This is a genomic window from Mesorhizobium sp. WSM4308 (assembly GCF_002294905.1).
GTDB lineage: Bacteria > Pseudomonadota > Alphaproteobacteria > Rhizobiales > Rhizobiaceae > Mesorhizobium.
In genome coordinates, this window is record NZ_NSFW01000011.1 from 223,127 (window position 1) to 234,439 (window position 11,313).

Annotated in this window: 9 protein-coding genes and 2 tRNA genes; 5 read left to right on the forward strand and 6 right to left on the reverse strand. The window is 64.0% G+C overall.

Annotated elements, in window-relative coordinates:
- Positions 1-53: 53 nt before the first annotated feature.
- The 4 genes from CK227_RS21615 to CK227_RS21630 form a co-directional block, all read right to left on the reverse strand.
- Positions 54-121 (reverse strand) — tRNA-Asn (locus CK227_RS21615).
- Between the two features lies 1 nt (position 122).
- A tRNA-OTHER gene (locus tag CK227_RS21620) sits at positions 123-196 on the reverse strand.
- 229 nt (positions 197-425) lie between these two features.
- Positions 426-974, reverse strand: a complete 549-nt coding sequence (locus tag CK227_RS21625; RefSeq protein ID WP_095772909.1) for a histidine phosphatase family protein — start codon at positions 972-974, stop codon at positions 426-428.
- Positions 975-1,073: 99 nt separating this feature from the next.
- The gene (locus tag CK227_RS21630; RefSeq protein WP_095772908.1) at positions 1,074-4,094 is read right to left on the reverse strand and encodes a caspase domain-containing protein; all 3,021 of its coding nucleotides are present in this window, start codon (positions 4,092-4,094) and stop codon (positions 1,074-1,076) included.
- Between the two features lie 111 nt (positions 4,095-4,205).
- On the opposite strand from CK227_RS21630, the gene CK227_RS21635 reads away from it, so the two are divergent.
- The 3 genes from CK227_RS21635 to CK227_RS21645 all read left to right on the forward strand — a co-directional run bounded on the left by CK227_RS21635 (position 4,206) and on the right by CK227_RS21645 (position 7,928).
- The gene (locus tag CK227_RS21635) at positions 4,206-5,156 is read left to right on the forward strand and encodes an AEC family transporter (RefSeq protein WP_095772907.1); all 951 of its coding nucleotides are present in this window, start codon (positions 4,206-4,208) and stop codon (positions 5,154-5,156) included.
- 201 nt (positions 5,157-5,357) lie between these two features.
- The gene (locus CK227_RS21640) at positions 5,358-6,815 is read left to right on the forward strand and encodes an NAD-dependent succinate-semialdehyde dehydrogenase (RefSeq protein ID WP_095772906.1); all 1,458 of its coding nucleotides are present in this window, start codon (positions 5,358-5,360) and stop codon (positions 6,813-6,815) included.
- Positions 6,816-6,905: 90 nt separating this feature from the next.
- Entirely contained in the window at positions 6,906-7,928 is a 1,023-nt protein-coding gene (locus tag CK227_RS21645) for an aldose epimerase family protein (RefSeq protein ID WP_095772905.1), read from the forward strand.
- A gap of 12 nt (positions 7,929-7,940) precedes the next feature.
- On the opposite strand, the gene CK227_RS21650 is transcribed toward CK227_RS21645, so the two are convergent.
- The gene (locus tag CK227_RS21650) at positions 7,941-8,861 is read right to left on the reverse strand and encodes a sugar kinase (protein ID WP_095773104.1); all 921 of its coding nucleotides are present in this window, start codon (positions 8,859-8,861) and stop codon (positions 7,941-7,943) included.
- Between the two features lie 151 nt (positions 8,862-9,012).
- Here CK227_RS21650 and CK227_RS21655 point away from each other — a divergent pair, with 151 nt between their 5' ends.
- Together CK227_RS21655 and CK227_RS21660 are read left to right on the forward strand one after the other, a co-directional pair.
- A complete protein-coding gene (locus CK227_RS21655) occupies positions 9,013-9,462 on the forward strand; it encodes a FixH family protein (protein ID WP_095772904.1) in 450 nt (149 codons plus the stop codon).
- Between the two features lie 7 nt (positions 9,463-9,469).
- On the forward strand, positions 9,470-10,669 hold the full coding sequence (locus CK227_RS21660) for a cytochrome-c peroxidase (protein WP_095772903.1): 1,200 nt from the start codon (positions 9,470-9,472) through the stop codon (positions 10,667-10,669).
- Between the two features lie 57 nt (positions 10,670-10,726).
- Here CK227_RS21660 and CK227_RS21665 read toward each other — a convergent pair whose 3' ends face one another.
- Positions 10,727-11,179 (reverse strand): Lrp/AsnC ligand binding domain-containing protein, encoded by a 453-nt coding sequence (locus CK227_RS21665; protein WP_064988817.1) that lies wholly within the window; start codon positions 11,177-11,179, stop codon positions 10,727-10,729.
- Between the last annotated feature and the right edge of the window lie 134 nt (positions 11,180-11,313).

Consider the following 11,313-nt stretch of genomic DNA (forward strand, 5'->3'; position numbering starts at 1 on the left):
TCCCCGGACCGTTTTTGGATAACACCACCCAAAGGTGTCGGCTTATCAGGCCGTTGGAGAAGGAATCGAACCTTCGACAGTCAGATTAACAATCTGATGCTCTAACCAAACTGAGCTATCCGTGGTGCAGACAGCAGGAATCGAACCTGCGACCTCCGGACCCAAATCCGGCGCTCTTCCGCTGAGCTACGTCCGCGATCCCAATCCCCAAAGCGGCACCGTATACAGCGCGGCAAAGCCGCCTGTACGGGCGGAGACGAAAGCTCCAACCGTTGTGCTCACTTCGGTTTTCGTGACCGGGTGCGCGCCTATAGCCCCTGCGACGGGTTGTCGCAAGCGGCATTGTCGCGGCGAATTTACGGCTTCTTTCGGCGGTGGTATTTCGGCAACACTGTCTGCCGCGCCCGGGATGGAACGCAGTGGCCTCAGAAGGTGACGCGGCCGAGCACGCGCAGACCGTCGCCCTGCGGCTCGACGACCACGGCCTCGCCCTCGCGCGGGGAAACACCGGTCAGCGCCACGATGTCTTCCAAATGGGTGACCATGACCAGATTGTCGGAGCCGGAATAGGCGCGGATTTCCTTAATGATGGCGGCGATCTGTGCTGCCTTCTGCCCGTCGTCGCCCTTCAGGAGATCGAGCGGGGCAAAAAGCTCCGGCTCGGCCTCGAAGGCGATACGCGCGGTGTCGAGACAGCGGCAGTAACGGCTGGACAGCACGCGTTCGATCGGCGCGGCGCGAGCGGCAAACAAGGCGCCGATCTTGCTTGCCTGCTGCTTGCCGCGCGCCGACAGATTGATCTGGGTGGCACAGCTGTCGATGTCGAAATTGGCCGGATCGGTGGTGCCGGTGACCATGGCATGGCGCAGCAGCACCACATGGCCGCCATCGCGCAGCAACGCCCAGCCGGCATCCGTGGCATGGGCCGCGACGGGAACGACGAGCAGCAACAGGGCCAGGGCAAATCGGATCATCGCAGTCCTTCCAGGGGCCCGACATCGGGTTCCGGCCATTCGCATATAGGGATCGGAACGCCGGCACAAAGACAAGCGGGCGTCGCAGATGTCCCAGCCTCACTTTTTGGCGATTTGCTTTTTCACCAGATCGATCTTCTGGTCGGTAAGCGGGATGGGAATGGTGTAGCCGGCTTCGGTAAAGCCCTGCTTGGCATTCTCGAAGAACGCGATAGCCCTGACATACTCGGCCTTGCCGCCACCATAGCTGGCGCGGTTCCAGTGGATGTCGCCGAGATTGTTCTGCTCAAAGGCCCACTGCATGGGCTGGCTTTCCCTGGTGAAGACCGTCAGCGTCGCCGTGAAGGCCGCCTCGGCCTCGTCGAGATATTTTCCGGTCCGTTCGATATTGCCGAGATTGAGCAGGCTCATGCCGATGCCGTTCTGGGCGTTGGCCCAGTCGACCGGTGCCGTCTCGATGGTCAGCACTTCGAGTGCCGCCCGCCGGGCGGCGATCGAATCCCGCAGGGTTTTGGGATCGGCCTTGCTCATGCTCAGCCAGTGCAGCGTCGAGCCGAGGCCGGCCTGGGCGAGCGCCCATTGCCGCGGGTTGGTCTCGCGCTTGTACTCGCGCAACGCATTGCTGTAGGCGTCGACAGCCTCGCTGTAGTGCTCGGGCTTGTCCGTCACGCCGCCAAGCAGCTGCAGCGTGTTGCCGAGATTGTAGTGGCTCATGGCCCAATCCTGCGGGAATTTCCGCCTGACATAGACCTGCCGGGCTGCCTGGAACGCTGCCACCGACTGTTCGAGCCTGGCCGCGTCGCGGGTCCGCTGGCCAAGCGTCTGGTAGATCGAGCCGAGATTGTTCTGGGCGGACGCCCAGTCCATCGGGAAGCGCTGCCGGGTAAACACCGTCAGCGCATCGTCATAGGCCGCGGCTGCCTCTTCAAGCGTGTCCGTGCCCATGTCGAAGCGGGCAACACCGCTCAGCGCGTTGCCGAGGTTGAGCCGGCTGGTCGCCCACGAGACCGGGAAGGTCTCGCGGGTTCGCACCTTCAGCGCGGCGCGGAAGGCATCGGCCGCTTCGTTGATCTTGGCCTTGTCGTTGAGCTGGATGCCGAGCGTCACCAGCGTGTTGCCGAGATTGTTCTCGACCATCGCCCATTCCACGGGGGCTTTCTCGCGCGTGTATTCCTCGAGCGCCAGCCGGTAGGCGGCTTCCGCGTCCTTCAGGTGCTCGCCGGCTGGTTCGCGTTCGGAAAGCGCATAGAGCGCCAGGCCGAGATTGTTCTGCGAAGCTGCCCAGTCGACCGGCAGCTTGTCGCGCGGGCGCTTTTCCAACGTGGCGCGCATCGCGGCCACTGCCTCGTTTAGACGCTTCGGATCGCTCTCGCGCTCGCCGATCTTCAAGAGGACATTGGCAAGGTTATTCTGCGCGGCCGCCCAGTTGCGATCGTCCTTCTCGCGCTCGAAGACGACGAGCGAAGCGCGGAAGATCTGCGCGGCTTCTTCCAAATGTGCGGTCTCGGTCTCGCGCTCGCCGATGGTCTGCAGCACCACAGCCATGTTGTTGCGGGTGATGGCCCAATCCCTGTTCTGCTCGCCATTGGGAATGAAGTTCAGGATGACGCGATAGGCCTCGATCGCGTGCTGCAATGCATCGAGATCGCCGGTGGCGTAACCGTGGGCGTTGAGCGCCTCGGCTTCCTGGTTCTTGTAGTTCCAGCGCAGCTTGTCGTCCCATTTCTCGACCAGCGAGAAGGCCTTGGCATAGTCGTTGGCGGCGGATTTGTAGTCGAAGACCAGTGCGGCGGCGTCGGCGCGTTTGGCATAGATGGCGGCGTCGGCGATGCGTTTCTGCCTGACCAGTTCTTCGGCCTCGTCGACGGCACCGCTGTTCTGCTCGACCCTGCTGACGGCGTCGTCGAGGAATTTGCGCGCCGTCACCATGGCGCCCTGGCCAATGGCCTTGTCGGCGGAGGCGACCAGCCGCTTGATCTCGGGATCGTCGGTGCGCAGTGCAGCACGCTCGGACATCATCTTCTTCAGGCGCTCGGCTTGCGCGTCGAGCAGCTTCTGCAGGTCGGTCGGATCCTCGGGGATCTTGTCCGTGCCCAGCGCCCTCAGCACGCCATAGAGCGCGTCGAGCGGCACGCCCTCCTGCAGCGAGGCCAGTTCCACCTGCGCCCGCTTCGGGTCGGGCAGGTCGGAAATGGTCAAGAGCAACTGCCGCCTCTCGCCGGTGATCAGCCCGTCGTCGCCGGTCGGTTCCGGTGGCGCGACGCCGAAATACAGCAGGCGGCGCAGGCTTTCATTGACCCAGGGACGCTGCTTGGCCTTGGTGTCGAGATAGACTTCCTCCGTCACCATGCGCATGACGGAGCCGAACTCCGTGCCTTTCATCGCCGCGAGGTGGCGCAGCAGGGCGGCGGCATAGGGGCTGTTTTCGCCGGCCGCGCCGTCGAGCGCCGGTCGGCCCGGTTCGGCGGCGAAGCCGACCACCGTGCCCAGGCTCGCATCTCGCGCCGACGCGTTGGCGAGCGCCTTGGCGCCGCGCACCGGTTCCAGCCCGCCGGCGCCGATCGGCTCGGCGGAAGCGGTCGGCGCCCGGCGCACCACGGCGTCCGCCGGAAACGGATTGGTGCGGCAGGCGTCGAGCAGCATGATCGTCACCGGCACGGTCTTCTTCAACTCGTCCATGACGGCGGAAATCGGCACCAGCGCGTTATCGGCATCCTTCAGCGACGAAATGTCGGCATCGACCGGAACCAGATAATTCTCGCCGCCGGCTTCGATGCCGTGGCCGGAGTAATAGATGAAGGCGACATCGGCGCCTTCCGCGTCCTCGACGAAGCGTTCGAGGTCGCGCTTCAGCTTGGCGGCATCGCGATCGGTGACGTTGCGGGCGTCGAAGCCGAGATCGGTCAGCATCTTGGCCATGTCGCGGGCGTCATTGGCCGGGTTGGGCAGGGCGGCGATGTGCTGGTAATTCGACTGGCCGATGATCAGCGCCACCCCCTTGAGGCTTTTCGCCTCGGCAAATGCAAGCGCCGTCGCGGCAAGACAAAACAGGGCGGCGACGAAAGCCGTCAGCCACATCCGTGCAAGAAGATTGCGTCCTGAGGTTTCGACAAAGGTCATTTGCCGTTCGTGTCCGCCCTGATGCTCCAAACCCTCTATAAGGTTGCCAGCATACCATGATCAAATTCGGGCGCGATTGCGCCGCGCGCATGGCTCGCCTATCCCTGAAAAATGTCTCCGCTTACAGAAACCGTGCTTTTCGTCTTCAGCCTCGTGGCGCTCGGCTATTTCGCCGGGTTGACCGGCTATCTCAGACCGGCGAGCGGCGAGGGGATATCGGATTTCGCGGTCTCGGTGGCGATGCCGCTGCTTCTGTTCCAGACGATGGTGAAGGCCGATTTCCACGGCGTTGCGCCGTGGCCGTTGTGGGGAGCCTATTTCGCGGCGGCAGCGATCACCTGGGCCGCCGGCCATCTCGTCACCACGCGGATCTTCGGGCGCGACGCGCGCGCCGGCGTCGTTGGAGGCGTATCGTCGGCCTATTCCAATGTCGTGCTGCTCGGCGCTCCCTTCATCCTCGGCATCTTCGGCCCGAGCGGCTTCGAGGTGCTGTCGCTGCTGGTCTCCGTGCATCTGCCGGTCATGATGATGGCCTCGATCGTGCTGTTCGAGATGTTCGGCCGAGGCGGTGACGAACATGTGCATCCGCTGCGGGTGCTGCGAAGCTTCCTGCGGCGGCTGTTCATCAATCCGCTGATCATCGGCATCCTGCTTGGCCTGGCATGGCGGCTGAGCGGCGTGCCGCTGCCCAGGCTCGTCATGCGGCTGGTCGATGCGCTGGCGAACACGGCAGGGCCGGTGGCGCTGTTTGCCATGGGGCTCAGCCTGCGCCGCTTCGGCATCTCCGGCAATGTCCGGCCGGCACTGGCGCTTTCGGCGCTGAAACTGTTCCTGATGCCGGCGCTGGTCCTTGCCTTCGTCTGGCTGCTCAGCCTGCCGCCGATGACCGCCAAGGTGGCGGTCGTGGTGGCGGCGCTGCCGTCCGGCATCAACTCCTACCTGATCGCCGTGCAGTTCAACACCGGCCAGGCGCTTGCATCGAACCAGATGACCATCGCCACCGCCTGCGCCGCCGTCACCACGGCTTTCTGGCTGACGATTGTCCTGCATGTCTTTGGCTAGGCGATGCGCAAATCCAGGCGAGGCGGTAAAGCTTGCCCTCGTCCCGGGCTGGCCCAACCCCTATATGCCATCTTGCGATTGCTTGCGGGCCTTGCCCTAGGTAAAGAGCAGTGGCTCCGGCGTGCCGGCTTCAAATCATGGCGCACGCTCACCGAAGATTTCACAGACCGGCCCGTCAGTGCGCCGAACGGAGGATAGACCATGCTTCAGAAAACCAGCCATTTCATGCGGCAGGCCAATCTCATCAATGGCGAATGGGTGCAGGCCGATAGTGGCCAGACGGTCGACGTCAACAACCCCGCCACCGGCCTCAAGATCGGCACCGTGCCGAAATCGGGCAAGGCCGAGACCCGCCGCGCCATCGAGGCCGCGGACGCCGCCTTCAAGACCTGGCGCAAGACGACCGCGCTCGAGCGTTCGAAGCTCTTGCGCAGGCTGCATGACGCGATGATGGACAATCAGGACGTGCTGGCCGAGCTCTTGACCATCGAGCAGGGCAAGTCACTGTTCGAATCGAAGGGCGAGATCGGTTCGGCCGCGGCCTACATTCTGTGGTTCGCCGAGGAAGGCCGCCGCACCTATGGCGACGTCGTGCCCTCACCATGGGCCGATCGTCGCATCCTGGTGACCAAGGAACCGGTCGGCGTCATCGCCGCCATCACGCCGTGGAATTTCCCGTCCTCGATGCTGGCCCGCAAGCTCGGTCCCGCGCTCGCTGCCGGCTGCACCGCCGTCGTCAAGCCGGCCTCGCAGACGCCTTATTCGGGTCTTGCCTGGGGCGCGCTTGCCGAGGAAGTCGGCTTCCCCAAGGGCGTCGTCAACATCCTGACCGGTTCGGCCAGCGAGATCGGCGACGAGATCTGCGCCAATCCGCTGGTGTCGAAGATCACTTTCACCGGATCGACCGAAGTCGGCAAGCTCCTCATCCAGAAGTCGTCGGTTACCGTGAAGAAGGTGTCGATGGAGCTTGGCGGCAACGCGCCGTTCATCGTCTTCGACGACGCCGATATCGACCGTGCCGTCGCCGGCGCGATCACCGCCAAATACCGCAATTCCGGCCAGACCTGCGTCTGCACCAACCGCTTCCTCGTCCAGGCCGGCGTCTATGACAAGTTCGTCGAGAAGCTGGCCGCCGCCAGCAACGGGCTGAAGGTCGGTTCCGGCCTCGAGGAAGGCGTGCAGCAGGGGCCGCTGATCGACGAGAAGGCGGTCGAGAAGGTCGAGGAACTGATCGCAGACGCGACCTCGAAGGGCGGCAAGATTGTCGCCGGCGGCAAGCGTCATGCGCTCGGCGGTTCGTTCTTCCAGCCGACGGTGATCGCCAACGCGACGCCCAAGATGCGCTTCATGAAGGAAGAGATTTTTGGGCCGGTCGCTCCGGTGTTCAAGTTCGAGACCGAAGCGGAAGCAATAGCGCTCGCCAACGACACCGAATTCGGCCTTGCCTGCTATTTCTACACCGGCGATCTCGGCCGCGCCTTTCGCGTCATGGAGGGGCTGAAATACGGCATGGTCGGCGTCAATGAAGGCCTGATCACCACGCCGGAGGCGCCGTTCGGCGGCGTTAAGGAATCGGGCCTCGGCAAGGAAGGCGGACATCAGGGTATCGAGGATTACCTCGATACCAAATATGTCTGTATCGGCGGCCTCGGCCTCTGATACCTTGTCCCTGAAGTCGGCGGGCCTGGCCCGCCGCCTTGGGTCGAGAAAACCAGCCGAAATCCTTTGGATCAACTGACGTTTGCGGGCATGGCAATGAAGGACGGCGAGGTTTTCGGCACGACGCAGGCGGGTGAGCCGGTACGCCGCTTCACCATCAGGGGCGGCGGCCTCACCGCCAACGTCATCGGGCTCGGGGCCATCATCCAGGATTTGCGCCTGACAGGCCATGATGCGCCGCTGGTGCTCGGCTACGACACGCTGGAAGCCTATGAGGCCGACAACGCCTTCTTCGGTGCGGTGGTCGGCCGCTATGCCAACCGCATCCGCGACGGCCGCTTCACCATCGGTGGCAACCGCTACCAGACCGAGCAAAACTTCCTCGGCAAGCATACGCTGCATGGCGGCTCACAGGGCTATGCGCATCGGCCGTGGGCGGTTTCGCTGCACGGCAGGGACTTCGTCACGCTGACGCTGCACGATCCCGACGGCGCGATGGGTTTTCCCGGTGCGCTCGACGTCACCTGCACCTACCGGCTGAAGATCCCCGGCACGCTCAGCGTCGAGCTGACGGCGACCTGCGAGGAGCCGACGCTGTGCAATCTCACCCAGCATTCCTATTTCAACCTGGATGATGGCGGCGCCGGTGACATTCTCGACCACAGGATGATGCTGAACGCCGGCGCCTATCTGCCTGTCGACGGCGACATGATCCCGACCGGCGTGGTCAAGCCGGTCGACGGCACGCCCTTCGATTTCCGCCAGGCGCGGCCGCTGCGCATGGAGACCGAGGGCGAGCAGCTCCCCTACGACCAGAATTTCTGCCTTGCCTCGGCACGCGGGCCGTTGCGGCAAGCGGCATGGACGCAAGGGGCGAGCTCCGGCGTCGAGATGGAGGTCTGGACCACCGAGCCAGGCGTTCAGCTCTACACCGGCCAGTATGTGACGCCGCGCAAGGGGCTGGAAGGCCGCGACTACAAGGCTTTTTCCGCCTTCTGCCTGGAGCCGCAAATCTGGCCGGATGCGCCGAACCGGCCGTATTTCCCGCAGGCAACGCTGTGGCCAGGTGCGATTTATCACCACGTGACGGAATACCGTTTCCGCCTTCCATAGGTCTCCGGGCGGCTAGTTTTCGAACGCTGCCCGCAGCGTCTCGAATGGCGCCAGGGCGCCGCGGACCTGGACCACGGCGGCGGCGACGCGATGCGCCCGGCTTGCCGCTTCGCGCGGGCCATGGCCGGCAAGTCGCGCCGCGAGGAAGCCGCCATTGAAGGAATCGCCGGCGCCGGTGGTGTCGACGGCGGCCGCGACATGGATCGCCGGCACCTCGTGCAATGTTCCGCCCTCGGCGATCAGCGCCGGCCGTTCGCCGTTCTTGACCACGACCTCGCCGACCCATTGCCTGAGCCGCTCGGCGGTCGCCAGCGGCGTTGCATCCTCAAACAGCATCTGTTCATCGGGGAAGGTCGGCAGGGCGATGTCGGTGACGCCGAGTGCCTCGACGATCGCTGCCTGCGCGCTTTTGCGGTTGCGCCAAAGCCGTGGCCGATAATTAGGATCGAAGGCGATCAGCGAGCCAGCGGCGCGTGCCTTAGCCACGGCTTCCAGCAGTGTCTTGCGTGCGGCATCGTCCAGAATTGCCAAAGTGATTCCGGAAAAGTACACAAGCGCCTGATTTTCAATATTTTTCGACAGTGCGGCGGGATCCGAGGCAAGCTGCCGGGCGGCGGCGTCGCCGCGCCAGTAGGTGAAGGAGCGCTCGGCACCTGTCAGGGTGATCGCATAGAGGCCGGGCCGCGCGCCCGGTATTATCGGACTGGAACCGATGCCGATGCCGTTTTCGGCGAAGAAGCCGATCTGGCCTTGCGAAAAGGGGTCGTCGCCGAAGGCCGAGACATAGGTCGCCGGCCGGTCCTTGCTCAACGCGTGCAGCGCCCATAGCGTGTTGAACGTGTCGCCGGCAAAACCCATGCGCCAGTTCGGCCCGGTCTGGCCCGACAGTTCGAGCATGCATTCGCCGATCGAGGCGACGCCGTTTCCCGCCATCTGCAATCCTCCATTGATTTCGGTGCTGTAGCTTTTTGCCGGCGGCAGCGCCATGCTTGGCAAGCAGGCTTTTTTGCGCCACAGCGTTTTCCCACAGGCTGGCGGGACGCGATCCACCCGGCCGAGCGTTATCCGCAGAAGAGGAACCGGTTTGGCATCGATATGGCGTTATCTTTTGGCGGGTCTTGGTCTGGCTGCTCTGCTGGTCGGCGTGCTCGCGGTCGTCTATCTAACGGCGCCGCAAAGCGCGCACTTTGCTGGCCCGGATCTCTCGCGGACGAAGAAAACCGACAACGGGCTTTACATGGCGAGCTTCGTACCGGAACGGGGCGTGGTGCGGCAGGGCGAACTGGAATCCTGGCTGCTGACGCTGAAAACAAAGACCGGGGCTTCGGTGGAGCGAGCTGCGATCGCCATCTCCGGCGGCATGCCGCAACACAATCACGGCCTGCCGACCAGCCCGCAGGTGACCGACTATCTCGGCGATGGCCGTTACCGCATCGAGGGGCTGAAATTCACCATGAGTGGCTGGTGGCAAGTTCGGTTCGCCATCTCGTCCGGCGCCGGCTCAGATACGGTGCTGTTCAACGTGGTGCTGTGAGCGATCGATGAAGCGCCTTTTCTGCTTTCTGGCGCTGATGGTCGCCGTCATCCTCGTGGGCTGCGGCAAGCCGGATTTTTCCGACGCCGAGAGGAAAACCATCGCCTCGCTGGCCCTGAACACGCTGCCGTCGCTGAAACCCGACACCACCAATCGCTTCGCCGACGTGCCGGCCGCCGCGGCCCTTGGCTCGACGCTGTTCTTCGATCTGGGCATGAGCCGCGATGGCACGGTGTCATGCTCGACCTGCCACAAGATCGACCGCCAGTTCCAGGACGACCTGCCGCAAGCCCTGGGCGTCGGCCGCACCAACCGGCGCACCATGCCGCTGGCCGGCGTGGCGCGCGATCCCTGGTTCTTCTGGGACGGCCGCCGCGACAGCCTGTGGGCGCAAGCGCTGACGCCGCTGGAAAATCCGCTGGAGCAAGCAGGAAACCGTACTGCCTACGCGCACTACATCGAGGCACGCTTCGGCGAGCGCTATGAGCGCATTTTCGGGCCGTTGCCCGATTTTGCCGGCATTCCGTTGAATGCGAGCCCGCTTGGCAACGATGCCGAAAGGGCTGCCTGGAACGCGATGAGCGATGCGCAGCGCGACGCCATCAACCGCGTCTTTGCCAATATCGGCAAGGCGATCGCGGCCTTCGAACGCTCGATCGAGCCGGCGCAGACGCGCTTCGACCGGTTTGCCCTGGACCTTGCCACCGGCGCCGAACCTAAGGGCGATGCCGTCTTTACGCGGGAAGAAATCCTTGGGCTGAAACTGTTCATCGGCAAGGCCAATTGCGTGACCTGCCACAATGGCCCGCGCTTCAGCGACAACGGTTTTCACAACACCGGCGTACCGCCCGTCGCGGACCTGCCGCCGGATCGCGGCCGGGTCGACGCGGTTGCACAGGTCGAGGCCGATCCGTTCAACTGTTTCGGCGCGTATCGTGACGGCGACGTCAGCGCCTGCGGCGAGCTGCGCTTCATGGTCAAGGATGCGCCGGAACTGGTGCGCGCCTACAAGACGCCGTCGCTGCGCGGCGCGGCCACGCGGCCGCCCTATATGCATGCCGGGCAGTTTTCGTCGCTCGACGAGGTGGTGGCGCATTACGCCAAGGCGGCGGCGAGCGTGAGGGGGACAACCGAGATCCATCCGCTGCAACTGTCGGACCGCGAACGCGCGGCGCTGGTGGCGTTTTTGAAGACGCTGTCGGAGTAAGCTGTTGTTTGACCATGATCTTGTCCGAAAACCGGCATCCATTTTTCGGGATCATGGTCAGCGATCCTTCACCGTCTCCATCGCCACGAAGGTCGAGGTCTGGGCGACGTGGGGGAGCGCCGAGATGCGTTCGCCCAATACGCGGCGGTAGGCGGCGATGTCCCGGGTGCGGACCTTCAGCAGGTAATCGAAGCTCGACGCCATCATGTGGCACTGCTCGATCTCCGGCACCGCCTGCACCGAGCGATTGAAAGCGTCGAGCGCGGCGGAACGGGTATCGGACAATTTCACCTGGACGAAGGCGACATGGCCTTCGCCCATGCGCTCACGGTCGATGATCGCCTGGTAGCCCCTGATGTAGCCGTCCTTCTCCAGCCGCTTGACCCGCGCCTGCACCGGTGTTTTGGAGAGACCGACCTTGGCCGCGAGTTCCGACATGGAAAGGCGGCCATTGCTGGCCAGCGCCGACAGGATGTTGCGGTCGATGCGGTCCAATTGGTCTTCTGTCATAAAAATTGCAGCCCAAACTCTGAGGAATTGACACGATGATAGATCGATCGGTCTGTCCTGTCGATTTCTTTGGACCGACTGGAATCCGCGCCTGTGCTAGCTTGCGCCATTCGGTCCGGTGACAACCGGCCCGC

Coding starts and splice junctions, on each gene's coding strand:
- CK227_RS21625 (WP_095772909.1), bottom strand. CDS start 974: ATGATCCGATTTGCCCTGGCCCTGTTGCTGCTCGTCGTTCCCGTCGCG.
- CK227_RS21630 (WP_095772908.1), bottom strand. CDS start 4,094: ATGACCTTTGTCGAAACCTCAGGACGCAATCTTCTTGCACGGATGTGG.
- CK227_RS21635 (WP_095772907.1), top strand. CDS start 4,206: ATGTCTCCGCTTACAGAAACCGTGCTTTTCGTCTTCAGCCTCGTGGCG.
- CK227_RS21640 (WP_095772906.1), top strand. CDS start 5,358: ATGCTTCAGAAAACCAGCCATTTCATGCGGCAGGCCAATCTCATCAAT.
- CK227_RS21645 (WP_095772905.1), top strand. CDS start 6,906: ATGGCAATGAAGGACGGCGAGGTTTTCGGCACGACGCAGGCGGGTGAG.
- CK227_RS21650 (WP_095773104.1), bottom strand. CDS start 8,861: ATGGCGGGAAACGGCGTCGCCTCGATCGGCGAATGCATGCTCGAACTG.
- CK227_RS21660 (WP_095772903.1), top strand. CDS start 9,470: ATGAAGCGCCTTTTCTGCTTTCTGGCGCTGATGGTCGCCGTCATCCTC.
- CK227_RS21665 (WP_064988817.1), bottom strand. CDS start 11,179: ATGACAGAAGACCAATTGGACCGCATCGACCGCAACATCCTGTCGGCG.